This window comes from Cytobacillus sp. Hz8 (assembly GCF_042263505.1).
Classification (GTDB): Bacteria; Bacillota; Bacilli; order Bacillales; family Cytobacillaceae; genus Bacillus_BE.
Genome location: NZ_JBHKFI010000008.1, coordinates 76,401 through 101,192, shown reverse-complemented (window position 1 = coordinate 101,192; position 24,792 = coordinate 76,401). Strand labels below are relative to the sequence as shown.

The 24,792-nt window shown below is 37.2% G+C and carries 24 protein-coding genes, 1 tRNA gene and 1 riboswitch; of the genes, 5 read left to right on the top strand and 20 right to left on the bottom strand.

Annotated elements, in window-relative coordinates:
- Nucleotides 1-142 precede the first annotated feature (142 nt).
- Together ACE38V_RS11815 and ACE38V_RS11810 are read left to right on the top strand one after the other, a co-directional pair.
- On the top strand, nucleotides 143-937 hold the full coding sequence (locus tag ACE38V_RS11815; protein WP_375841446.1) for a TIGR00266 family protein: 795 nt from the start codon (nucleotides 143-145) through the stop codon (nucleotides 935-937).
- A 114-nt stretch (nucleotides 938-1,051) separates the two neighbouring features.
- A tRNA-Lys gene (locus ACE38V_RS11810) sits at nucleotides 1,052-1,124 on the top strand.
- Between the two features lie 63 nt (nucleotides 1,125-1,187).
- Here the strand turns inward: ACE38V_RS11810 and ACE38V_RS11805 are convergent.
- Nucleotides 1,188-1,418 (bottom strand): hypothetical protein, encoded by a 231-nt coding sequence (locus ACE38V_RS11805; protein ID WP_375841445.1) that lies wholly within the window; start codon nucleotides 1,416-1,418, stop codon nucleotides 1,188-1,190.
- 150 nt (nucleotides 1,419-1,568) lie between these two features.
- On the opposite strand from ACE38V_RS11805, the gene ACE38V_RS11800 reads away from it, so the two are divergent.
- Entirely contained in the window at nucleotides 1,569-2,009 is a 441-nt protein-coding gene (locus tag ACE38V_RS11800; RefSeq protein ID WP_375841444.1) for a ferritin-like domain-containing protein, read from the top strand.
- A 42-nt stretch (nucleotides 2,010-2,051) separates the two neighbouring features.
- On the opposite strand, the gene ACE38V_RS11795 is transcribed toward ACE38V_RS11800, so the two are convergent.
- The 13 genes from ACE38V_RS11795 to ACE38V_RS11735 form a co-directional block, all read right to left on the bottom strand.
- Entirely contained in the window at nucleotides 2,052-3,413 is a 1,362-nt protein-coding gene (locus ACE38V_RS11795; protein ID WP_375841443.1) for a PFL family protein, read from the bottom strand.
- A 70-nt stretch (nucleotides 3,414-3,483) separates the two neighbouring features.
- Nucleotides 3,484-3,759 (bottom strand): ACT domain-containing protein, encoded by a 276-nt coding sequence (locus ACE38V_RS11790; RefSeq protein WP_375841442.1) that lies wholly within the window; start codon nucleotides 3,757-3,759, stop codon nucleotides 3,484-3,486.
- Between the two features lie 89 nt (nucleotides 3,760-3,848).
- Nucleotides 3,849-3,926: riboswitch (glycine riboswitch) on the bottom strand.
- Between the two features lie 105 nt (nucleotides 3,927-4,031).
- The gene (locus ACE38V_RS11785; protein ID WP_375841441.1) at nucleotides 4,032-5,462 is read right to left on the bottom strand and encodes an amino acid permease; all 1,431 of its coding nucleotides are present in this window, start codon (nucleotides 5,460-5,462) and stop codon (nucleotides 4,032-4,034) included.
- 259 nt (nucleotides 5,463-5,721) lie between these two features.
- The gene (pepF, locus tag ACE38V_RS11780) at nucleotides 5,722-7,602 is read right to left on the bottom strand and encodes an oligoendopeptidase F (protein ID WP_375841531.1); all 1,881 of its coding nucleotides are present in this window, start codon (nucleotides 7,600-7,602) and stop codon (nucleotides 5,722-5,724) included.
- 576 nt (nucleotides 7,603-8,178) lie between these two features.
- Nucleotides 8,179-8,943 (bottom strand): type I 3-dehydroquinate dehydratase, encoded by a 765-nt coding sequence (gene aroD / locus ACE38V_RS11775; protein ID WP_375841440.1) that lies wholly within the window; start codon nucleotides 8,941-8,943, stop codon nucleotides 8,179-8,181.
- A gap of 27 nt (nucleotides 8,944-8,970) precedes the next feature.
- The gene (locus tag ACE38V_RS11770) at nucleotides 8,971-9,309 is read right to left on the bottom strand and encodes a DUF1516 family protein (protein ID WP_375841439.1); all 339 of its coding nucleotides are present in this window, start codon (nucleotides 9,307-9,309) and stop codon (nucleotides 8,971-8,973) included.
- A 403-nt stretch (nucleotides 9,310-9,712) separates the two neighbouring features.
- On the bottom strand, nucleotides 9,713-10,402 hold the full coding sequence (locus ACE38V_RS11765) for a response regulator transcription factor (RefSeq protein WP_375841438.1): 690 nt from the start codon (nucleotides 10,400-10,402) through the stop codon (nucleotides 9,713-9,715).
- A 48-nt stretch (nucleotides 10,403-10,450) separates the two neighbouring features.
- Complete coding sequence (locus tag ACE38V_RS11760) at nucleotides 10,451-11,371, bottom strand: sensor histidine kinase (protein WP_375841530.1); 921 nt, start codon at nucleotides 11,369-11,371, stop codon at nucleotides 10,451-10,453.
- 543 nt (nucleotides 11,372-11,914) lie between these two features.
- A complete protein-coding gene (locus ACE38V_RS11755) occupies nucleotides 11,915-12,817 on the bottom strand; it encodes a hypothetical protein (protein WP_375841437.1) in 903 nt (300 codons plus the stop codon).
- A gap of 157 nt (nucleotides 12,818-12,974) precedes the next feature.
- Nucleotides 12,975-13,631 (bottom strand): response regulator transcription factor, encoded by a 657-nt coding sequence (locus tag ACE38V_RS11750; RefSeq protein WP_375841436.1) that lies wholly within the window; start codon nucleotides 13,629-13,631, stop codon nucleotides 12,975-12,977.
- A complete protein-coding gene (locus ACE38V_RS11745; RefSeq protein WP_375841435.1) occupies nucleotides 13,628-15,967 on the bottom strand; it encodes a sensor histidine kinase in 2,340 nt (779 codons plus the stop codon). Before ACE38V_RS11745 ends, ACE38V_RS11750 begins: the two co-directional genes overlap by 4 nt.
- Before the next feature lie 47 nt (nucleotides 15,968-16,014).
- A complete protein-coding gene (gene comX / locus ACE38V_RS11740) occupies nucleotides 16,015-16,179 on the bottom strand; it encodes a competence pheromone ComX (protein ID WP_375841434.1) in 165 nt (54 codons plus the stop codon).
- A gap of 20 nt (nucleotides 16,180-16,199) precedes the next feature.
- Nucleotides 16,200-17,114 carry a polyprenyl synthetase family protein gene (locus ACE38V_RS11735; protein ID WP_375841433.1) on the bottom strand — a complete coding sequence of 305 codons (915 nt, stop codon included), beginning with the start codon at nucleotides 17,112-17,114 and terminating at the stop codon, nucleotides 16,200-16,202.
- Between the two features lie 305 nt (nucleotides 17,115-17,419).
- On the opposite strand from ACE38V_RS11735, the gene ACE38V_RS11730 reads away from it, so the two are divergent.
- Nucleotides 17,420-18,856: a PAS domain S-box protein gene (locus tag ACE38V_RS11730; protein WP_375841432.1), complete on the top strand. Its 1,437-nt coding sequence runs from the start codon at nucleotides 17,420-17,422 to the stop codon at nucleotides 18,854-18,856.
- Nucleotides 18,857-18,917: 61 nt separating this feature from the next.
- Here the strand turns inward: ACE38V_RS11730 and ACE38V_RS11725 are convergent, their stop codons facing one another.
- Genes ACE38V_RS11725 through ACE38V_RS11715 form a run of 3 tightly spaced genes read right to left on the bottom strand, consistent with a single transcriptional unit; the run spans nucleotide 18,918 to nucleotide 21,596 of the window.
- Complete coding sequence (locus ACE38V_RS11725) at nucleotides 18,918-19,898, bottom strand: ABC transporter permease (protein WP_375841431.1); 981 nt, start codon at nucleotides 19,896-19,898, stop codon at nucleotides 18,918-18,920.
- The gene (locus ACE38V_RS11720; protein ID WP_375841430.1) at nucleotides 19,891-20,808 is read right to left on the bottom strand and encodes an ABC transporter ATP-binding protein; all 918 of its coding nucleotides are present in this window, start codon (nucleotides 20,806-20,808) and stop codon (nucleotides 19,891-19,893) included. Before ACE38V_RS11720 ends, ACE38V_RS11725 begins: the two co-directional genes overlap by 8 nt.
- 11 nt (nucleotides 20,809-20,819) lie before the next feature.
- On the bottom strand, nucleotides 20,820-21,596 hold the full coding sequence (locus ACE38V_RS11715) for an SGNH/GDSL hydrolase family protein (protein ID WP_375841429.1): 777 nt from the start codon (nucleotides 21,594-21,596) through the stop codon (nucleotides 20,820-20,822).
- 242 nt (nucleotides 21,597-21,838) lie between these two features.
- Here ACE38V_RS11715 and ACE38V_RS11710 point away from each other — a divergent pair, with 242 nt between their 5' ends.
- On the top strand, nucleotides 21,839-22,036 hold the full coding sequence (locus ACE38V_RS11710) for an IDEAL domain-containing protein (protein ID WP_375841428.1): 198 nt from the start codon (nucleotides 21,839-21,841) through the stop codon (nucleotides 22,034-22,036).
- A 54-nt stretch (nucleotides 22,037-22,090) separates the two neighbouring features.
- On the opposite strand, the gene ACE38V_RS11705 is transcribed toward ACE38V_RS11710, so the two are convergent.
- Genes ACE38V_RS11705 through ACE38V_RS11695 form a run of 3 tightly spaced genes read right to left on the bottom strand, consistent with a single transcriptional unit; the run spans nucleotide 22,091 to nucleotide 24,716 of the window.
- A complete protein-coding gene (locus tag ACE38V_RS11705) occupies nucleotides 22,091-23,029 on the bottom strand; it encodes a sensor histidine kinase (RefSeq protein WP_375841427.1) in 939 nt (312 codons plus the stop codon).
- Between the two features lie 21 nt (nucleotides 23,030-23,050).
- The gene (locus ACE38V_RS11700; protein ID WP_375841426.1) at nucleotides 23,051-23,800 is read right to left on the bottom strand and encodes an ABC transporter permease; all 750 of its coding nucleotides are present in this window, start codon (nucleotides 23,798-23,800) and stop codon (nucleotides 23,051-23,053) included.
- On the bottom strand, nucleotides 23,793-24,716 hold the full coding sequence (locus ACE38V_RS11695) for an ABC transporter ATP-binding protein (RefSeq protein ID WP_375841425.1): 924 nt from the start codon (nucleotides 24,714-24,716) through the stop codon (nucleotides 23,793-23,795). The genes ACE38V_RS11700 and ACE38V_RS11695 overlap by 8 nt, the downstream gene beginning before the upstream one ends.
- Nucleotides 24,717-24,792 lie beyond the last annotated feature (76 nt).

The window sequence follows — 24,792 nt, the reverse complement described above, 5'->3', positions numbered from 1 at the left end:
ATCTTTAAACTGGAAAAATTTCAATTTTCACCTCTTCGATGATAATCGTTTGATGATTTTCAAGCAACTTCTCATAGCTATAATCATCATTTTCTTTTAAAATGAATATGAAAGAAACAATCCGAATAATGGAGGATAAAACATGAATAACCACGAGATTGATTACAAGATATACGGTGATGATATGCAATTTGTCGAAGTGGAATTGGATCCTCAAGAAACCGTTATCGCTGAAGCTGGCGGATTAATGATGATGGAGGATAATATCCAAATGGAAACCATCTTTGGTGACGGCAGCAGCAATGGCTCTGGCAGCGGCTTAATGGGAAAGCTTTTTAGTGCCGGAAAGCGCGTTCTTACTGGGGAAAGCTTATTCATGACAGCATTTACGAATCAGGGTCATGGAAAAAGTCACGTTTCCTTTGCCGCTCCTTATCCAGGGAGTATCATCCCATTAGATTTAAGTGAATTAGGTGGAAGAATTATTTGTCAAAAGGATGCCTTTTTAGCTGCAGCTAAAGGAGTTTCCGTTGGCATCGAATTCCAGCGCAAAATTGGTGCCGGATTCTTTGGCGGTGAAGGATTTATTATGCAAAGGCTTGAAGGAGATGGAATGGCTTTTGTTCATGCTGGAGGAACATTACATAAGAAGGAACTTGCTCCAGGCGAAACGTTAAGAGTCGATACCGGTTGTTTAGTGGCTATGACAAGCGGTGTTGATTATAATATTGAAATGGTACGTGGAATTAAAACCGCCTTATTCGGTGGTGAAGGTCTATTCTTTGCTACCCTACGTGGACCTGGGACAGTTTGGATTCAATCACTTCCTTTTAGTCGCCTTGCCAGCCGCGTCTTTGCCGCAGCACCACACCGAGGTGGATCTACAGATGAAGGCAGTGTACTAAAAGGCATCTTTAATATGTTTGATGGGGACTGATGAAATTAGGAGGAATGGGTCAATTGACTCTTCTTCCTTTTTTTATACAAAAAATAATTTTTTCCATAAAATCTTGACAAGCTATTTCAGTATGTTAATATAGAAAATGTTCACGGGATATTAGCTTAGTTGGTAGAGCAGCTGACTCTTAATCAGCAGGTCGTAGGTTCGATCCCTACATATCCCATCCAAAATAAAAAGGCATGAGCTTTGAAAGCTTGTGCCTTTTTATTTATATCATAATCAGAACTCATTCCATCCTTCTTGACAGATTCGCAGTTTCCATCAGAAATAAGAAATGAAAAAAACCGAAAATCATCATGGATGCAGCCATAATACTTAAACTAACTAATAAAAATAAATTCTCTCCGTTGAAACCGTTTACAAAAAGACTGATAAAAAAAGAAATGAACCCAATTGTTAATCCAATTCCTGAAAGTAATCTCACAATTGCCAGGTTTTTCACCATATCATTCTTCATGCTTCATCACCCTCCTATATATTCTATTTTATGTTTGTTCACAAAATTGTCAAACTTTTTCTGTAAAAATAATCCATTTTTTTACTTGCACTCCATTTCCCTTCTTTTCGTAGAATACCTTAAAGTGCTTATAGGAGGTGAAAATGAGCGATGAACCAAAATCATGTTCCTTTTACTCAAGCCAATAGAGAACCCACTCAACTAGTTTCAAATATTAAAAAGGCGATTAACGGAGAATTTAGTGCGATTCATTGTTATGAAAAACTGTCAAAGATGACTCATTCTGAGAAGGAAAGAAAACAAATTCTCGAAATTAGAAAGGATGAAATAAAGCACTTCCAACAATTTTCACAGGTATATACACAATTAACGGGAAGAGAGCCTAACCCAAAAATTAGTGAGGAATGTCCAGACACTTTGCGAAAAGGATTAAAATTTGCCTTCAAGGATGAACAAGAGACGGTTGATTTCTATTTAGATATATCCGATCAAGTTCATGACCCGTATATTCAAGAAATTTTTCGAAGGGCAGCCACCGACGAACAAAACCATGCCGTATGGTTTTTATTTTATTATCTTAAAAACAAATGAATGTGAAAAAGGGCGGAGAAAAAATTCTCACACCCTTTTTCATTAATTTATTAAAGATTGAAGCGGTGCAGGAATTCTGCCACCACGACTGATTAATTTTTCAGAGCTGTATGGATTCACACCAATCACTGGAGCACGGCCAAGCAACCCTCCAAACTCAATCATGTCTCCTTCACTTGTTCCAGGAACTGGAATAACGCGTACAGCTGTCGTTTTTTTATTAATCATGCCAATGGCTGCTTCATCGGCGATAATCGCTGAAATCGTTGCAGGAGATGCATCACCAGAAATCGCAATCATATCAAGTCCCACGGAGCAAACACAGGTCATGGCTTCTAGTTTAGAAAGCGTTAATGCATGATCGATAATTCCGCGTATCATCCCATTATCTTCGCTGACTGGGATAAATGCTCCACTTAGGCCACCCACATAAGAGCTCGCCATCGATCCACCTTTCTTCACGGCATCATTCATGAGCGCAAGCGCTGCAATCGTTCCGTGTGTCCCTACTCGTTCAAGTCCAATTTCTTCTAAAATTTCCGCCACACTATCATTCATTGCGTTCGTTGGCGCAAGCGATAAATCCATAATTCCAAACGGAACTCCTAGGCGCTCTGCCACAACACGGCCAATTAATTCACCTGCTCGTGTAATTTTAAAGACTGTTTTCTTAATCACCTCTGATACCTCACCTAAATCAGCATCAGAATGCTTCTTTAATGCATTCAACACAACCCCAGGACCACTGACACCTACATTCAGAACCACTTCACCTTCACCAGCTCCATGAAAGGCACCTGCCATAAAAGGATTGTCCTCAACAGGATTACAAAAAACAACGAGCTTTGCACATGCTAATCCATTTTGATCCTTCGACTTTTCTGCAGCTTCTTTAATGATTTCTCCCACTTTTCGGACGGCATCCATATTAATTCCTGATCTTGTCGTCGCAACAGATACCGAAGCACATACTCTTTCAGTTACACTTAACGCTTCCGGCAGAGCATCAAGAAGGGTTTGGTCTCCTTTGGCAATTCCTTTATGTACAAGCGCAGAGTATCCTCCTATAAAGTCAACACCCAATACAGTTGCCGCTTTATCTAAGGTCTTCGCTAATTCAATCGCCTGTTCTATCGTTGCATTACCTAGTATTTCTGCAATGGGGGTAATGGATATCCGTTTATTGATAATCGGAATTCCAAACTCTTTTTCAACCTCTTCCGCAACTTCCTTCAATCTGCTCGCATATCGGGTAATTTTGTCATATACTTTGCCGTTCATTTTTGCAAAATCTGAGTCTGCACAGTCATATAAACTAATTCCCATCGTAACGGTACGGATATCTAGGTTTTCCATTTGCACCATGCGAATGGTTTCCATCATTTCCTGCAAAGCGATATTCATGATTGTCCTCCTATTATTCCTCACAACAACTGAGGCAATTTTTTATAGCCTGATTATTTCATTATTCCTCTTATATCCGGTGCATTGCTTGGAAGATTTCTTCAAGCTGAATATTGATTTTTAAGTTCAATTCTTCCCCTAAATCATCCAATTCCTTTTGTAAAACATCCAGCTTATCAAAGCCTGAAACGTCGACCAACATCATCATCGTAAAAAAATCTTGGAGAATCGTTTGGCTAATGTCAAGAATATTAATCTGATTTTCTGATAACACCGTCGTTACCTTCGCAATGATCCCTACTTGATCCTTTCCAATCACACTTACAACTGCACGTCTTCTTCCCATGTCAATCACCTCATCAATGAATTAAAATGTAAAAGGAGATTGGATACACTCCAATCCCCAGTTCAGTTGAATAACGATTCAAAACTATCAGTTACTCTTCTGTCCTTTTGCCTGAGATTGTGAATCCTTCGGCGCCGCAACATGGCGGTCTCTCCAGAAGCTGCTCCTGCTATAGTTTTACCCATAGCCCTCACCGCTACTATTTATATAAAATAATTAAAATTATATCAATCTATAATGTTTCTGGTCAATAACAATTGTCTCACCCGAGATTAAACGATTTTTTTGACAGCCTCCATTTCGATTTCCTCTTTTTTAGTGCTCTCTCTCATGATAAACGGATAGAGAATAAGCCCAAATACAAAGAGACCAATTCCTAAGAAAAATGTCTTTAGATCTGCAGTCCCAGTTTTAATCACCCAAATGGAATAAATCAAAGCAAGTCCCGTAATAATCCCATCCACAATTCTTGAACCTTTTATTTCCGCATAGGTTTCACCTGAAATGACGAGCTTCATCTGATAAATGGCTGAAACAAAGTATGGAATTAAATAGGCCAGTGTCGCGACAATCATCGCAAAATTATATGCTTGTGTGACTGTTCCTGAAATCGTTGAAAAAATAAAAATTTGGGTCATAATGTTTGTTAAAGTTAACGACCGCTGCGGATTTCCCTTTTCATTGGTTTTCGCAAACCACTTTGGAAATAAATTTAATTTTGCGGCTTGATAAGGAACCTCCGAACTTACGACAACCCAACCAATATTCGAACCAAGTAAAGAAATAACAGCTAGGATCGCCATAATGGCTGCTCCCTTACTACCTATTACAGCGTCAAGTGCATCAACTAATGGTTTCTGTGATGTGACTAACTCTTCATGTGGCAGGGCAGCCATTGTTAACAACGTAATGGCTATATAAATCAGAACTGAAATCAATAATCCAAAAATCGTCGCTTTTTTGACATCCTTTTGTGATTTGGCACGATTAGAAAGCATCACCGCTGACTCAATTCCAATAAAAGCCCAAAGAGTGGCAATCGCCGCCGCGTTGATCTGTCCCCCGAATGGAACAGGATGACCCTCTGCATTCGTATAAGTTTCCCCTAATCCTAAATTACTTGCATCAAAAATAGTAAGTGTTAACACGATAAATAATATAAAACCAATTATTTTTGCCACGGTGGTAACTAAATTCAATTTTCCAACACCATTAAAATGATAGGTTAAAATCCACTGAATTCCCCATAATAAAGCGCTGCAAACAAGAAAGGTGATTAATTTCCCCAATTCAAGCTGAAAGCTGCCAATGGAGAGGAGCGTTTTTGTACTTTGCATCACAGGGAAAAAGGTGGATAAATATCCTGCTAAGGAAATCATAACAGAAGCCGTTGCCGCCCAATTCGCTGCCCAATAGCCCCATGCCATGCTATAGCCCGCAATTCGGCCATTTCGAGGATTTCGAAATAAGGCTTGAGCATAGCTTTGCGGACCAGCCTTAAGATCAGGCTTTCGAATAGCTAAGTTTCCAAATACAAGGGCAAGAGTTAATACCCCTAAACCAGTGGCGCCCCACGACATAAGGGCTCCCATTGAACCAGATACTTGTGCTAAATTGGAAGGCAACATAAAAATTCCGCCACCAACCATATTCCCGATAACAAATGTTGTTAAAATTAAAAATCCCCATTTTTTATTATCCATTTGCATGCACCTTTCTAGATGTCGTCTAGTTATTTTATAAAAATGGTCTTTCATTTTTAAAAGGAGTGAAGATAGCTTTTTAGGGATATTTCTGTTTAGCGTCTATATTATAGCAGATACTTTATTCTGATAAAATGGTAAAAAAATAAAGTGAAATAATAAAAATAGAGCTAATAATCAGATTAGTAAATCCTTTATCAGCTCTTGATATATTTGGTTATTGATAACACTCATAAAACATTCAATCTTGTACAGATGACTAATCTAATAACTTTTCCAATTCATCTAAAGTTTCACCAAATACTTCCATTGCTTCATCGATTGGCTGCGATTTCGACATATCAATCCCCGTTTCTTTTAACATGAGAATTGGAGATCTGGACCCTCCTGCACTTAATAGCTTATCCTGAATTCTTGTCACAGCGTGGGTGCCTTCCTTCATAATTTGCTGAGAAAGGGCTGCAGAAGCCGCAAAGCTTGTCGCATATTGATAAACATAAAAGCTATTGTAAAAATGGGGAATGCGTGCCCATTCCATCGCAATTTCCTGATCGGATTCCACGGCAGGGCCATAATATTTCTTATTGATATCAAGATAAAGTTTTTTTAACGTTTCTGCATTTAATGATTCGCCTCTTTGTTCTAACTCATGAATTTGCTCTTCAAATTCGGCAAACTGTGTTTGTCGAAAGAGGGTGGTTCGAAAGTCTTCAAGTCTTTGATTTAATAAGGAGATTTTCTCCTCTCTACTCTTAGCCTGCTTATATTCGTGATTCCATAAAAGAGTTTCGTTCAAGGTTGAAGCAACCTCAGCGGTAAAGGTAGTATATCCTGATGTGATATATGGCTGTTTTTTATTGGAATAGAAGGAATTCATCGCATGTCCCAATTCATGGGCAAGCGTATACACATCATTCTTTGTTCCCTGATAATTTAATAGCACATAAGGATGAGCATCATAAGCTCCCCATTGATAAGCCCCGCTTCTTTTATCTTCGGTTGCATACACATCGACCCAACCATTCTGAAAGGCCTGTTTGATTTGTTTCGTGTATTGTTTGCCCAAAGGTTTTAGTCCAGCTAAAACCATTTCTTGTGCGCGTTCATAAGGGATATAACTTGAACCCTCTGCCATAACAGGGACATGAATATCATACATATGAAGCTTTTCCACAGCGAGCATTTTTTTCTTTAGCTTCATGTAACGATGTAATTGGGGCAGTCCTTTATGGACCGATTTGATTAAATTATCATAGACTTTAACCGGAATATGATTGGCTTGAAGGGATGCCTCCAATGCGGATGGATAGTGACGTACTTTGGCATAGATATTATCAGCCTTTACTTCTGTGCCTAGGGTTTCCGCAAAGGAATCCTGAAAATTAGCAAGCGTCCCATAATAAGTCTGAAAGGCTACTCTTCGAACTTCCCGATTCTTATTTTCCATAAATGCTGGATAATTGGCCCTGGTTAAAGGAACCTTCTGCTGGTTTTCATCTAATATCGCTGGAAATCTTAAATCCTTCTCAAGCATTTCGTAAAAATTAGATCCTGTACCAAGCATAGGTGAAACTTTCGCCAAAAGCCCCTCCATCTCTTTTGACAGTGTATGTGACTTGGAGTGCATCATATTTTTCAGTACTTTTTTATACTTACTGAGCTCTACATCCTTTAAATATTTTTTCATTTGCCTTTTCGGAATGCTGATGACCTCCGGTTTAAACCAAGATGTGTTTTCATAAAGAGCTGTTGACATATTCTCACTTTTGTCCGTCATCGATTGCAGAGCTGGATTTGATTGATTGACGTCAAATGCAAGCTGAGCATATATATAAGCTTTCTCCTCCATTCTTGATAGGACAAGTAAATCGTCTAAAGCCTTTTTCATATGAGAAGGAGATTTCGTAAGTTTCCCTTTATATTTTCGTTTAAACTTCTCCGATTCCCGAACGACTTTATGAACATCCTCTTCCCATTCCTTTTGGTTTCTATACATGGTTTCGAGCTTCCATTTATATTGGTTTGGAATTTCTCTCCGATTCTCATAACTTACAATATGTTCTTGCTGCTCCTTTGCCCATCCTAAAGTAGGGTAAGTTAGAATAGCAAAAGTTATGACAACGCTGATAAGTTTTTTCATCAAATCAATATCCCCCTGTGTTCACGGATTAAAATAAGAATTCTGGTGCTACTTAGCTATATTAGGTTTGACATTTTTCGGGAAAAATATGTAAACCGTGTTGAGCAGATGGAATATGAACAGGGCATTTCCCTAAAAAAATTAATAGAAAAAATGCACCGTTTAAGACATTTAGTCTTTTCGGTGCATTTATTTTAATCTTGCATTCGCGCATTTTTTATTAATTTGAAATGATAAATCCGGTAAAGTGAAACTTCCATCAGTGGGGGTTTTCGACGCACAGGACGTGCTAGTGCAGACGTAGCGATTGACGTCGCGCTTTTAGTTTGCCATTCATCCCCTCTGATGGTTAGTCACGCAAAGCCTGATTGATTTTTCTAAGGGCTGAAGCCCAAAGAAAAATCTTATTTCACTTATCACGCTCATAGCGCCACGTCCTGTGGCTTTCGCCTGACTAGGACCTTAATCCCTCGTCGGACCTTTACGGACAGTTGATCTCCCACTTATCTTCTTCGTATTCACAGAATCTTGAAGTGGGAGTCAAAATGTCCGTTAAGAGTGGGATAAAACCTTTTCCTATAAGCTCTTATGCAAAAGAGCTAATATTTGTCGTAATTCTCTAATAGGGATTTGTCCTGGTGCGGATGCCTGTTTGGCCGCACCAAAGGTGATGGCAGAACCGAAAATTTCTCCGGATAGACGACTGATGACTCCTGTACCCGCCATGGACATGGTGATGATAGGGCGAGTGGCGAATTGTTCTTTCATCGCTAAGGTTGCATCTAATAATGTTAGGACGTCAGCTTTTTTTGTTGGCATGACAGCAATTTTGGGGATATCAGCACCTAGTTCTTGAGCTTTTTTTAATCGTGCAATGAGTTCATCCTTGTCAGGTGTAGCTTGAAAATCATGATTTGAAAGAATGACAAAAACGTGATGCTCATGGGCATGCCCAACCAAAGTTTTGACGGTCGCCGCTGCATTAAATAACTCCACGTCGATAATATCGACTAAACCCGTTTCCACAATGGCCTTATTTAATTGGATGTAATCGGCTGGGCTAATTTCTTGCTCGCCACCTTCTTTTGCACTGCGAAAGGTAAAAATTAATGGCACATCTGTTAAGATTTCTCGAATTTCTTTAAGCGCTCCTATCACTTTTTCAAGCTCAGTTAATTTCTCAAAATAATCAACGCGCCATTCCACCAGGTCTATATCAAGCGTTCGTAATTGCTGAGCTTCCTCCTGTAACTCTTTGAGAGTTTTCCCGACAAGCGAAACACATATTTTTGGTACTCCTTCCCCAATGGAAACGTTCTTAACCTGAACGACTCCTCCCATAAAACTCATCTCCCCATTATTGTTCATTTAGCCGATTACTACATAACCTAAATATAATACCAATATAAGGGCAACTACTAGCAGTGTAAAGGAACCTTTGACAGATTTTCCGTTTTTCATGCTGACAAGGACCAGCTCCATTGCCATGATAACAACTAAGCCAACAATGGATTTTATCATCACAATCCCAGTAAATTGATATACGAAAGTCAAATACCCACCCGTTGCGAGAATGAGTAGATAGAAGAGTCGTAAGCTCATATGGGTTATTTTTTGGAACTTTTCATTACCTTTTTTTCCCATGTAGAAGCTAATAATAAATAATAAAATAGCAATACCCCAAGATGTTACATGTGCATGAATCATTCTTATTTCTCCTTAATTTATATAGTGAAACTTCCATCAGTGGGGGTTTTCGACGCACAGGACGTGAAGTGTGCAGACGTTGTGATTGACGTCGCGCTTTTAGTCTGTCATCCATCCCCCACAGATGGTTAGTCACGCAAAGCCTGATTGATTTTTCTAAGGGCTGAAGCCCAAAGAAAAATCTTATTTCACTTATCACGCTCATAGCGCCACGTCCTGTGGCTTTCGCCTGACTAGGACCTTAATCCCTCGTCGGACCTTTACGGACAGTTGATCTCCCACTTATCTTCTTCGTATTCTCAGAATCTTGAAGTGGGAGTCAAAATGTCCGTTAAGAGTGGGATAAAATTATGCCGATATTTTTTAGCTGAAGGAATTAAAAATGACGGATATATTCTACCTTTTAAATCTTAAAGCGATATCCTGCCCCCCAGATTGTTTCGATATGCTGTGGATTGGACGAATCGGTTTCGATCTTTTCACGGAGTCTGCGAATATGTACAGTTACGGTTGAAACATCGCCAATGGCATCAATTCCCCAAATTCGTTCAAATAGTTCATCCTTGCTAAAAACATGATTAGGATTTTGAATTAAAAATACTAATAAATCAAATTCCTTTGATGTTAAGGAAACTTCCTGATGATGGATGAATACTTTTCGATCATCAATATCCACTTCCATGTTTCCAATTATGACTCTATTCTTCATGGGTGCCTGCTTCCCGATTAAGTGTTCATAACGAGCTAGGTGACCCTTTACACGGGCCACGAGCTCACTAGGACTAAACGGCTTAACTAGATAATCATCCGCACCAAGTCTGAATCCTCGTATTTTATCAACATCTTCCTTTTTTGCTGAAACAAATATAATCGGAACATCTTGTGTTTTGCGAATTTGTCGGCAGATTTCAAATCCATTAACGGTTGGCAGCATAAGATCAAGGATATAAAGGTCATAAGATCCTTGCGTAGCTTGTGCGAGACCCTTATGACCATCATCTTCAATATCTACTTGAAATCCTTCTGCTTCAAGATAGTCCCTTTGTAATTCAGCAATACTATGATCATCCTCAATAATTAATAGCTTTTTCATCTATATATTCTCCCATAAACTCTTTCTCTTTGAAGATTCTATTGTCATCTAGTGTTTAACCTTTTTTAAAGTAAAATGGATTTCCGCGCCATTCTTGATGTCTTCGGGAATCCAAATTTCGCCGCCATGCTCTTCAATAATTTGCTTGGCAATGGCTAATCCGAGACCGCTCCCGCCTTTATCACTATTCCTAGATTGATCGGCGCGATAAAATTGGTCAAATACATAGGGAATCGCTTCCTTTAGTATTCCTGGTCCATTATCGGCAATGACAACCTCGACCCATTCATCCCTTTCGTGAACAGATAAGGAAACAATTCCATCTGGTTTATTCATGTATTTTACACTGTTCATAATAATATTGGTAAATACTCGCATTAGTTTTTCACGGTCTACATAAACAAAAATGGGTTCCTCATTTTCATTGAAAAATTCGATCCTCATCCCTTTCTGTTTGTAGACAAAGGAGAGATCTTCTACACATTCATTCATATAGGAGAGGATATTCATTTCAACAAATTCGAAAGGAATTCTTTTTAAATCAAGTTTAGAAAAGAGAAAGAGCTCCTCAATCATCGCATCCATATCGTTTGCTTTTTTATAAATCGTGCTCATATATTGATTTGTCTTCGCAGGTGTATTCGCAATACCATCTTGAATTCCTTCAACATACCCCTTAATGGCAGTGATCGGTGTTTTTAAATCATGAGAGATATTGGATAAAAGAAGTTTACGATTCTCCTCATATTTAAGTTGTAAATCAATGGACTTTTTTAACTGCCCTCTCATTTCCTCAAATGAAGAAAAGAGCTCACCAATTTCATCCTTGCGATTAGATTGAATTTGAAAGTCTAATTCTCCTTGTTTAATCTTTTTCGTTGCCTTTTTCAAGGTCATAAGCGGATTAATAATATTTTTCGAAATTAAATAGGAGATCGCTCCATTCGTAGCAATCAGGATAAACAACATAAGGAGTAATAACCATGGATGATAATTCAGCATGAATTGCTCGAGGTTACTAGTTTGCTTGATAAAAAAAATACTGCCCTTTTTATGATTTGGAAAATAGAAATCAAATTGTTCATATTTATAGGCTTGATGATCGATAGAAAGAGAGTCATGAGCATATTTTTTAAATTCTCCAAATGGTGTTAACTCTTCATCAATAGGCAAAGTTTTGATTGCAGCCGAGCGGTAAATGACTTCATCATCCACCCTTACTAAAAGAGAGAGATTTACCTTTTGAAACTCTCTATCAAGGCTCTTTAAATATGATGGACTAGCAAGTTTATTTGGCTGTGAACTCGTCATTAATTTCAATTTGGAGATATGCGCATTTTCCAATGCTGTTTGTTTTTCATACTGTTTCGTATTAATGATATTTTCTTTTCCACCGAAGGAATAAAATAACAAAACCATCGCCATGGTAAACAATATACATGGGATCAGGATGATGGCAATATTGGAAAGAACGATTTTTCTCCGGATGGACATAGCAATACTTCCTATCTACTAAAAATGATGGGCCTCTTGTAGAGGGGAGTGATCAAGTAAAATTTGTTTATTTTTATCTATTTTCACAGAATCAAGTTTCGTTTGATTCATATCGTGATTGTCTACCTTCATATGAATCTCTAGCTCATGCTTCTTTCCCTGCTGATCTTTCCCGGAAATCTGCATCAAGAAAGTTTGATTTTTGATGATTGAATCCTTTGTGATAATCGCCTTCACTTTCACTTTATCAATTTGAATATCACTTACAAAGGCTGGCATATTGGAGATAATATCAGCGCTTAGGAATGGATATTCAGTAGTTTTCATTGTAACATTTTCATGCGCCTTTGTACCTTTTTTCACCATGTATTGCCCGATTTCACGAAAGACCACCGGAATATCCCCATTGTCTAAATCAACATCTATTTCCTTTTGGCCTTGTTCCTTATTGATCACTTTAAAATCATCATGTACAGAAACAGTTAAGGCATCAAATACATGCTCCATAATACGCATTAGTTCTGGATTGTGGATAGATTTGAAATCCTCCTTTTTTTCAGCCTGCGACTTGGCATCCTTTACTAAATAATTGACATCCTGATCACTATTTTTGATGTAGAATCCATTATTTTGGTAGGCAAGATCAAAAGATTGATTTTCCCCCTCCATATCCATAGCAGCATTACCTTGCATGAGCTTCTGTTGCAGATTGTACTTTACTTCCATTTCAATTTGGTTAATTGTGGTGTCATTATCCTTGACAGTCGATTCAACTTTCATCGTTGTGCTATTTAATGTGTGGGTTTTGATGATCGCCTCCTTGTAAAGCTCATAACCATCGTTATCGGCATAAATCTTTAGAGAGACACCTCCGACTAATACAGCACTTAAGACGGTCGCAACAAGAATCTTTTTTTTCATTTGCGGTCAACCTTTCTATTATTTTGCTACAACCTTAGATTAACGATGGCTTCTAAAATCTTTCTAAACAAATTATTAAATTATTATTAAATGAGCTCATTACTAGTTTCACCCCGTGCATAGAAAAAGGGCTAGCTATAGTGAGCTAACCCTCGGTTTATACAGTTTGTCTTGATAATAATCCGAATTCCTTCGCTTTCATTAACGCCTCTGTCCTTGAGCTAACGCCTAGCTTTGAAAATATTTTCGTTAAATTATATTCAATCGTGCGTTGACTCATAGACAAATTAATCGCAATCGCCTTATTCGTAAGCCCTTTGGCAATTCCATCAAGAATTTGCTGTTCCTTGCTAGATAACGTGATATCTCCTAAATTTTGAAGACCTTCATTCGTGGTCGGACCTGTTTCCACGCGTCTTAATTGTTTTAGTAATTGCAGTGGGATGACCGCTTCATCCCTTAATGCACAACGAATAGCGGTTACTAGCTGTTCCCTTGTTGCCGTTTTACTGATGAAACCGGCAATGCCTGCATCGATTAATAGATTATAGTGGGTGACAATATCAAAACCCGTGTAAATCAAAATGGTGGCATCAGGATCATGCTGTAGAATAAGCTTTGTAAGGCCTAAACCGTTTAATTTTGGCATATATAAATCAATTAAATAAACCTCATAGCTTTTATTCTGGATGGTATGAATCACTTGTTCGGAATCCGTAATGACATCTGCCTTCATATCACTTTCCTGTTCAATGATGGCTCTTGTCCCTTCTCCAACTGCAGGATGGTCATCAACAATCAACACATGAATCATGCTATCCCATTCCCCCCTGTATAAATATTAATCACTACGTGCATTCCATAACTCGGACTGGAATTAATAACAATATCCCCGCCAATACTCTTTACCCGTTCTTTAATCCCGGATATCCCCATTGTTTTAAAAGAATCATTTAACGTCGAGATATCAAGTCCGACTCCATTATCATCATAAATCAGCGTTAACATTTGTTGATTTCTATTTAATGAAACTTTTACCACTGTTGCCCGAGAATGCTTCATCGCATTATTGAGCAGCTCTTGGACAACTCGATAAAGTGTAAGTTCACAATCCTTCTCAAGCATATGAATGGATGGATCCAGTTTCGAATATAAAAGAAAATCGGCCCTAAGCTTTGTCTGCTCAATCAAATTTTGAATCGATTGAATGATTCCAAGCTCACTAAGAAATGGCGGTCGAAGCTCGTTACATGTCTCTCTAATCAAATGAATATTATCTAGCATTCTTTCCTTTAATTCATATAAATCATCCTTCAGAGGATGTTGTTGAACCTTATCAATCATTTTATCTACTTCTCTTAAAAGCTGGAGCTGATCCTGAAGAACAGAGTCGTGAATATCAATAGATAAGTTGGCGCGCTCCTTTTCGGATAAAGAAAATAGGAGCCTCGATAGCCAAAGAGGGTAATTGTTCTTTTCAGATTCGGTTTTCTCTTTGTAATCTTCAATCTTCTGAAATAAGCCTTCAATTAATTGGAAATTTTCAAGGAGAATGCTTGAAAAATAAGCCAATGTCTCCAGCCAGATTTTCTCCTCGATATTTAAGGTTGTTTTGAATTTCTTTAATCCACAGAAGATGACATTCTTATTATTATAATCTCCACCAATGACAATGCAAAATCCATCAATAACCTCAATCAGGGAGCCTACTCCATAGTTTTCCCATTGAATTTCTTCAATCGCCACTGTAAGATCCGGTGAAATTTGTCCCTTATTTAGTAAGGACCAGAGCTTTTTATCGGTTTCAATAATTTCAATGTAAAATACCTCTTTAACCATTAACACGTCCTTGATCTCTATCATAAGATTTTTGATCAAGCTGTTAACTTTCGTCTCATATTTCGCTTTTTGAAAAAATTTATAGAGACTCGTTTCAAAATTATGTTTTTTTGAGAATAAATGATGTCTGACCTTATAATCAAAAAACTCCTTCGTATAAAGGAAAATCGTCGTAACAATGAATAACAGAATTAAAAGCATGAAAAAAGAGCCGGAAACGAATTGAATCTTAAGCAATAAACTTATTATTAGCGTTAAAACCACTGTAAATGGAAAGGAAAGTAAAGAATAATACCGTAAACGGTTCAATAAATATTCAATATCAAATAGCTTTTCTGCTAGTTGCATATAAACAAAGACAATCGGAATCACGATGAGAAATAAAGATGTTATTTCAGCCGTGACAAAATCCTTACCGAAAAGGATCGTTGGAACCACATATAAAAACATAAAAGGCGCAAAGGCAATAAAGAGCGTAACCCACAATATTTTTAATAAGCTACTTCCCTCTGTGTTTTTATAAGTAATATAAAATTTTAGTAGAGTAAACAGCAGAAATAGGACTAAAAATGCATAAAAAACTAGTTCAGCCACTTCCATGATGGCTTGCAGGTCTTGAACGAGGAACCCAATCAGCATCATGATTAAATAGAGGACATAAAGTGAATATAAAATAATAAGTGTTTTTGTTTTAATATAGCTTAGACCATATCGAATAAAATAGCTTTTAAGAAAATGAACAAATGATACTAAAGAGCCAGACAACGTGACAGTAATCGCTACTCTCCCTATCAAATCGCCTCTTGAAGAACCAGAACCACTTAAATAACAAATTGCCAGTGACAATAAGAAATAAATTAAGATAATCGCAGATTTATCTTCTTTCTTCCTTCTATAAAGAAACATGCTTAATAATAGAGCGGTTAGCATAAAAAGGAAGGGAAGCAAAAGATAAAAGATGTATTGAGAATCTAAGTGACTGTATGTAATTTGATAGGTTTTGCTTTTGGAATGGTCATCAATAATGGTGATAGAATCAGCTAACTCCACCCGCTGATAATGTTTCACGGTCGCATGTTCTTCCGGTTTCTTACCGTTGACAAGCGTGAGAATATCACCCTTTTTAATCGATTGATTCGCTGCCCATCCTTTGTCATAAACCTTTTCAATCATCCATTGATGGTTCTCTTCCTTTACAACTAATCCAACCAACGGAAAATTTAATATAATGGCAATAAAATAGATGGTTAATCCAATAGCAAAGAGAAACGGTAAAAGCCCGATTACATTGGTTTTAATATACTGTCTCATGGTATCTCCTTTAAAAAAGCCGAGAATTGCTCTCGGCTTCCATATCATCATTTCCAGTAATAGTCATTCGGGCTCATGATTACGTCATTTGAGAAAACATCGAGAATTGCCTTAAGTTCCTCAGATGAAACCCCGAGTAAACTAGCTGTCCCTTCTTTAATCTTTGTTAAGGCATCAGCATCATTCATTAAAAATTGTATAACTTCTTGCATGTGAGAAAGCCTCCTTTCTATTATAAAATATATTTCAAAAGTTGTTGAAAGTAATCTGGCGCAATATTAAGTTTTTTTAATAGGTCAATTGCTCTATTTTGATAGATTTTTTTTATTACCTCTGTATACTGAATTGCCCCTGTTTCTCTTAGCTTGCGTTCAATTATGGCTCTCTTATGAATGATCTCATTTTTAGGTAAATGATTTTGATAGTAGTCTTGAACAAATTGAATCTCTTTGTCCTCACAATTTAGTAAGTAGATAATAGGGAGGGTATATTTTTTGTAAATCAGATCATTTTTGTCATTCCAATTCTGTAAATCTGCTAAATCATTATTAATTTGTCCGATTAATCCGATATACTTGGCATACTCTTCGATTTCCTTTGGATAATGACTGGTTGCTAGGGATGCGCCTATTAAACAGGAAAGAGCCACTAAAGAACCTGATTTCTTTATGGTCATTTCAATATAGTCTGACTCTGTTTGACAAATATTTTGCAAATCCTTATGCTGGGCATTTATGGATTGCAGACCATATTGAAATAGCAGAAATATCGCCTGATCCTTAAGAGCAAAACCACTTTTTCTAATGATATAGCCACATAAAAATTGCATAGCCGTAGTGGAATTTAGAGCAAAATTCGAATTTTGATTCCATGGTTTGATAGTCGTATCTTGATCCTCGAAATCATCTAAAATATCAAATGCTAGAATTAAGAGTTCGACTGCAGCAGCAATAAAGTAAATTTCTTCTGTTTCTTTTCCGTGGTATAGTTGATAATGTAGAACTAATAACTCACCGAAAGGAAATCCTTTTGTTAATTGATGATCGACATAGCTCATAATCAACCTTTTTAATGAATCATCCTCTATATTTTCATGGACGATCGTTTGAATACATTCCCCTATTCTGATTGTTTTTAATGTAATCAAGTGACATCCCCCCCCCTGTCCAATGCAGATATATAGATGGATTACTATCATTTTACTCTATTAATTCAGAAGTTTCACCGCAGATATATATGCGTATATCCGCAAATACGATTGCGTTGATAATGTGGGATAATATTGATAAGAAAGTTTTTGCATGTTTTCCATCATATCAAATAAATTTAACATCATAATAATCGTGAATATACATCATCATGATTTTATATTTCAGAATATTCCCCATTATCGTAACATCTAGTCATGTCATTAATTGGTCTTTACGGAATACTTAAGGAGGATGGGTTTAATTGTTTCCAGTAAAAAGTGAAAGTTCAATTCATTTATTAAAAACGGAAGAGAATGAAGAAAATGACCTTCACTTGATTCTCAATCACTCAAAGGATTTAATTTCAAGGCATAGCAAGAATGGACTCTTTCTGTATGTCTCGCCATCTATCACTACCTTGCTCGGATATTCCCAGCAGGAATTATATCAAAAGAATATCATTTCTTATTGTCACCCTGCTGAAAAGGCCGAATTAAAAGCCCAGTTTCAGGCTAATACGGAGAATTGGAAAGAACGTATCCGCTTTCGCATACGAAAAAAGGATGGAACTTATCTCTGGCTTGAAACCAATTTTTCGAATTCAAGTGACGGCGGAGAATTTCTCTGCATCTCGCGTGATATAACGGAGCATATTACCTCGATAGAAGAAATCTATGAGCTCCAGCAGCAATTTCATTTACTCCTTGAAAGCTCAAAGGACACGATTGGAATGATCTCGGAAACTGGAGAATGGACTTACATAAATAATAAAGGGAGCCTATTATTTGGAGCTGACAGTCATAATGATTTAATCGGGACCTCATTATTTCAATACTTATCATCAACGGACCAACGAATTCTTGCCGACTTCCTTAGCATGAATCAGTATATAAATTTTGAAATGAATCTTTATCGTCCAGATGGCCTTTCAAAGAAAGCAGACATTCAATTGATTCCAACCAATCACAAAGGGAGAAAGTTTTTTCAGATTATTATTCGTGACATCACAGGACAAAGAGAGACAGAGGAGCAATTGCTGAATGCAGAAAAACTCTCCATTGTAGGACAGCTTGCTGCAGGAATTGCCCATGAAATTCGAAACCCACTAACAGCGATTAAAGGATTTACCCAATTCTTAAATGAAGGGCATTCCAATAAATATGCCGATGTTATATTAAATGAATTGGTTCGAATTGAGGGAATTGTCAATGACCTTCTCATTCTTGCAAAGCCCCAATCTAATAAAGTGAACAAGGTCAATATCATTAATCTGATCAAAAGCGTGGTTATCTTAATGAATTCACAGGCAGCCATCAGTAATATAAAAATTGAAGAATATCATCAATCCTCTGATGTAATCCTTGATTGTGAAGGGGATAAAATCAAGCAATTATTAATTAATTTAATTCGAAATTCCATAGAAGCCATGCCAAGTGGTGGAATCATTACAATTACGACAAGGGAAGAAAACCAATTTTTAGAGCTTAAAATTCAAGATGAAGGCATCGGAATTCCAAGCGAATACTTAACAAGACTTGGAGAACCGTTTTTTAGTACAAAAGAAAAAGGGACAGGTCTTGGCATCATGATTAGCAATAATATCGTGAAAAGCCATGGTGGAACCATGCATATCACAAGCAAGCTAAAAGAGGGAACAACAGTCAAAATCAAATTACCAATCGCTCTTGAAGATGAATAACGAGAGACAGACTCAGGAGAAAAATCCATGAGTCTGTCTCTTTATCCTTCTTCTCCATTCACTAGTACATATCTTTTCTAACAAAAACGCCAAATGAGACTAAAAGGGCCGCTAATCCCCAGATAGAAAGAACAACTAATGAAAAGCCGAGCGTCATTCCCTCAATCGGAGGGGGGTTGCCCGCAAGATAACTGGTAAGATCCAAATTGATCATAAATAAATATTTAGCTGATTCCCACGAAGAGACAACACTGCTTAAAATAACTCCGGAAATCAATGCAGCAAGCATCACTCCCATTCCAGCCGAGGTGTTTTTAATTAATACGGACACCATAAAGGAAAGCGTTCCAACAACCACCATCACAAACCATACGAGACTATACTCCATCACAATATACTTCCACTGCGGAATAATGTCAGCTGCCCCTGCATTCAACTCCCCAGCATTGGTGGAAAATCCCGTAATAATGGGAGCATTCCAGCCTTGATAGCCAAAAACCATCCCTGATATGAAATAGGACAAAAGAGCGAATAAGACAACAATAAGAGAGACGGATAAAAGAAGAGCTAAATATTTGCTAAGTAAAATCCTCCAGCGCTTTATCGGTCTTGTGAGGAGAATTTTAACTGTTCCCGCACTAAGCTCAGATGAGATAATATCACTTCCTATAATCATCACAAGTAAAGGCAAAAGCAGGCTAATAGCATGTTCAGCAAAAGCACGAACGATGGTTGGTGCACCCGGATCTGATGGATTAATATTATGATCAAGGTAATATTGCTGCTGTTGAACTCGTAAGTTCAGTTCCTTCTTCCATTCATCTGAAATTCCACTGCTTGTTAACCGATTTTGTGTATCAATAATCTCTTGCTGCAGCGTAACACGCCAATCCACATCCCCGAATTTTTTTTGTGTCCGCTCCGTTTCGCGATATTGGGCATAGGTAAATAAGGAAACAAGAACGACAATAATCATGGCAACAACAATAATTTTCTTTTTACGAACAATCTTGAGCATTTCATTCTCAACGAGCTTAATCAACCGATTCACCTCCAACTCCAGTGATTTCGAGAAATAAATCTTCTAAGGCTGGAGTCTTTCTCGTCATTTCTTGTACTTCAATTCCATGCTCTACTAGGTGTCGATTCCACGATGCCGATTGGTCCTCTAAATAAGGGGTAATAAGGGAGTCTGCTTCACCTTCAGTCACCGTAGTCATTGTACTCAATATTTCTTTCGCCAATTTCTTTGGATAAGCCCTCCAGATAAGTTTTTCCTGCAGACTTAACAGGCGATCTACCCTGTCTACCTTAATAATTTCACCTTTTGCAATAATGGCTACTCGGTCACAAAGCAATTGAATTTCACTAAGAAGATGGCTGGAAACTAAGACCGTTAGCCCCTCCTTTTCCGCTAAATAGCGAATAAAGGCACGCATTTCTCTTATTCCCATTGGATCAAGTCCATTCGTTGGTTCATCTAAAATCAAAACCCTTGGTTTCCCTAAAAGGGCCTGAGCAATCCCCAGTCTTTGCCTCATACCAAGCGAATAGGTTTTCACAAGATCATGGACTCTATCCTCTAATCGCACAAGCTCTATTACTTCCTTTATTTGCTCATCCTTTACATTTGGAAGCATCCGAGCAAAATGCTCCAAATTTTCCCAACCGGTTAAATATGGATAAAGCTCAGGATTCTCCACGATACAACCAATTTCATTCATTGCCTTTGTAAATTGTGTTCTTACATTGTAGCCACAGATTTCAATGGTCCCTGAGGTTGGACGAATCAGTCCTACAATCATCCGAATTGTTGTGGTTTTACCCGCCCCATTGGGTCCAAGAAATCCAAAAACCTCACCCCTATGTAATTCAAAATCAAGCCCTTTAATGATCTCTCTTTTTCCAATTTTCTTTTTTAGGCCTTTAACGGAAAGTGTAATATCTTTCATATTCATGACTCCTACCATGTAATTAATGAAGCTACTCGCTCGGCAATGAGCTTATACCCTTTCGTATTTGGATGAAATTTATCAGAATATAAATAGTCGTTCACCTTTAATTGGAATAAATCAAAGGTCGGAACAAAAACAACATTTCTTTCCTTATCAAGTAGTTCGCTAGTAGCGTAATTCCGTTGTCTCACAATTTTCGTTGTAAGCTTGGAATTTTCAAGATCGATAAACGGATTATATAAACCAATCACATAAATCGTTGCCTTTTGATTATGGGAGCGAATTTCTTTGATGGTTGATTGTAAATTTTGAAGATAGACATGGCTTTGATTGGTTACTTTTTCAAGACTTAGGTCCTTTATCGCTTGTCCCCCTTGAAAAAGATCATTTCCGCCTATCGAAATTAAAATATCATCCGCTAATCGTATTTCCCTTTGAACGCCTTTTTGCTTCACCTGTTTAAGCAATTGCTTGGATTGATAGCCTTTCACACCAAGATTGTAGAGGGTAATTTTTTCCTTGGATTTATCCTGAAGCTCATCGACTAAGTATCCTATATATCCCTTGCCACTTTCATCGCCAGTTCCTCTCGTTAAAGAATCTCCTAGAGCAACGATGGTTTTCCCTGTACTCTTCACCTTTTCTTCCTTCGTCACCGTTTTTTCCGCTCCATTCGAATGATGATCGAAGAAATGATACTGAATGGTCCAGCCAAGTCCAGCTAGCGCTAGAATAAAGATTACCGTTGATATTAATGTGATGATTTGAACAAGATATTTCCTCACCAAATCACGTCCTTTTTAATAAATCAAATAAAAACGATCCAATCTCACCTATGTATATATTATTCATCATACTTCTTAACTCATAGAAAATCGAATTTTTCCATGATAAATTGCACTTCCCATTGGTTTATGTTTTTCCAAATTAAAGGAAATATTATTTTTATATAATATTTTTTTAAAAAAGAATTGAATTATCTGATTATTCTTGATATAATCTAAAAAAGCTTAAGGAGTTGATTTCCATGGAAAAGAAATTTCTAAATGATCTACCACATTCTGATTTGAATTACACGGACGCATTATTTGCAGAGATGGTTTTAGACAGAGCATTACTAAACTTTCGCAAAGAGACGCTCCAAAAGGAAATCGACCAATCCTTACGGGAAAGAAATAAAAAAGAATTCCTGCGGTTAACCGAGGAATTGAAAAAATGTCTCTAATAATGAGGTAAAACCTTTCATTGATTTGTTTCACCTTTTGAAGTAAGCCTGGTTTCAAGATTGTCGTTTGAAATCAGGCTTTTTGTTTTGCTGTGATCCATTTGGCCATTCACAAATCATCTCCAATTGATTTCCTTTTAATTTCGCAGTCAAATCCCCATTCATTTTCTTCATCAAGGTTTTTGCAATGGACAGCCCAAGTCCTGTTCCTTTACCCATTCTTGTTTGATCTGCCTTATAAAAGCGATCAAAAAGATGTTCTAAATCCTCCTGACTTAACTGGTAAACAGAATTTCGAATTAATAGTTGCGCTTTATGATCCATTGTTTGTAGTTGAATCGAAATATTTCCGCTTGAATGTCGAATCGCATTCAGGATAATATTTTCCATTACACGTTTGATTGCTGAAGAATCCGCATGAATATAAATTTCTTGTTCTGATATGATGAGGACCGGCTCCATTTGCCTTTGATGAAACTCCTCATAAAACCCAATCACGACCTCCATTAATAACTGATTCAATTTTATTTTTTCATAAGATAACGGATAGTCCAGTGATTCAATGACGGAAAGTTCAAAGAAATCTTCTAATAGCACCTTTAATCTTAATGCACTGTTCTTTACTATCCTTGTATATTCGATCCTTTTTTCAGGGGATAAATCATTCATTTCTAAAAATTGTACATACCCTAGTATGGAGGTCATGGGTGTCCTGATATCATGAGAGATGTTGGCAATTGTCTGCCTGATTTCATTTTCACTCCGCCTTTTTTCGGCAAGTGATTGCTTTTTGATATCGATTTGCTCGTTCATTTCTTTCGCTAAGTTTTCTATATCGCGATCATAAAACTGAAGGGTTAATTTACTTTCCAGTCTGTGACCATTGATTTGATGTAATTGAATCACCATTCTTTTTATTTCTTTTTTCAATAAATGGAGGCGTAAGAGCAGTATCAATGCAATGACCACCACAACTAGTAATAAATACAACATACCCCATTCCTCCATCTTCTCTTATCTAATTTCTTTCTTTTGAAAAATATAGCTGCCCATATATCCAAAGACAATATATGATAGGATCGGAATCATAACTAATCGAGTTATTTCCCCATGATTCATAGCAGGAATATTCACAACATCCAGAAATAATTTAAAAATCGAGTAATTATAAACTGGTTCAAAAAAGGATATCTTTGAACTAATCCCATGTAAGATACTATCAAAAAGAATAAAGAAAAGGAGTAAAAACCCAATTGTTTTCCCACTATCTGTGAAAATAGTTGCAAAAATTGCCATAATAGATGCAAAAGAAACAGAGTAAAGGGCGATAGAACCAACTGTTTGCAAATAAAAACTTAATTCCGGCATCCCTTTAAAATGAAAATAGATGGCGCTTGAACCAGTCATGAAAATAGGAAAAATTAACGAAATCGTCATCATTCCAAGGGAGAACACCAATAATTTAGCAAAATACGCACGAATGCGACTATTACCAGAAGCTACTATACTTTTCATCGTTCCATTTGAATATTCACTTGAAATGAAAAAACCTGCCAAAATACATGGGACTAACTTCAAAACATAGCTATTTCCTCCGATGATATTGTATTGATAAAACTCACTCACCGTCACTTGATCTGAGTTAGCATTAAAAACAATTAGCAATGGGTAGAGAAAACTAACAGCAAGCAAGAGTAATGTCAGTGTTAAAAAAACGCGGTCCTTCCTCAATTTAAATAACTCAGATTTTAAAAGATTACCCATGCTGAATACCTCCAATTCGATTCATAAAGTAGCTTTCTAGTTCTTCCCCCATAGGCATAAATTGTTCGATAACCAAACCTTCCTTTACCAATATGGTGGAGACCTTCCCTGGTGCATCAAGATATTGGAATAACTTGATGGTTCCATCTGGCATCACTTCAAAATCATTTGTTTTCAAGGTTCCTTCTAAAATCGTTGCGGCCTTTTCAGGATGATCCACTTTAATATGCAAATATTGCTGGCATTTCTCATTTAATTCTTTGGCACTTAATTGCTCAATGATTTCTCCTTTATGAATGATGCCATAATGAGTCGCTAATAAGTGCAACTCACTTAAAATATGACTTGATATTAAGATTGTAATGCCATACTCATGATTGAGACGCTTTAAAAGTTCCCTTATTTCTACAACTCCCATTGGATCAAGCCCGTTAATTGGCTCATCCAAAATTAAAAATTCAGGATCCCCTAAGAGAGCAATAGCAATTCCAAGCCTTTGCTTCATCCCTAAGGAAAAGTTCTTCGCCCTCTTTTTCCCTGTATGCTCTAAGCCAACAAGTATTAGCAATTTTTCAACACATTCTTTTCCAGGAATTCCTTTTAGCAAACGATGTGCCTCTAAATTTTCAGTTGCTGTCATTTGCGGATACAATGCCGGGCCTTCAATTATAGTCCCAATTCTCTTTCTAGCCAGAACTAAATTCTCGTTACCGCTAGCTCCAAATAGTTCGATACTTCCTTCAGTTGGAAAAGCTAGACCTGTAACCATTTTAATCAAAGTCGACTTTCCTGCCCCATTTTGTCCGATAAACCCATAAATGGATCCTTTTTTGATTGCAAGGTTCACCTTATTTAGGGCATATTGCTTTTTATACTTCTTGGATAATTGAGTCGTTTTCAGAACATATTCGCTCATCAAATATCCCTCCCTCGCGTGTTTACCTTCAGTTTAAAAAGGAAACCATAAGAAACTCTTAAGCAAATTCTTAAAA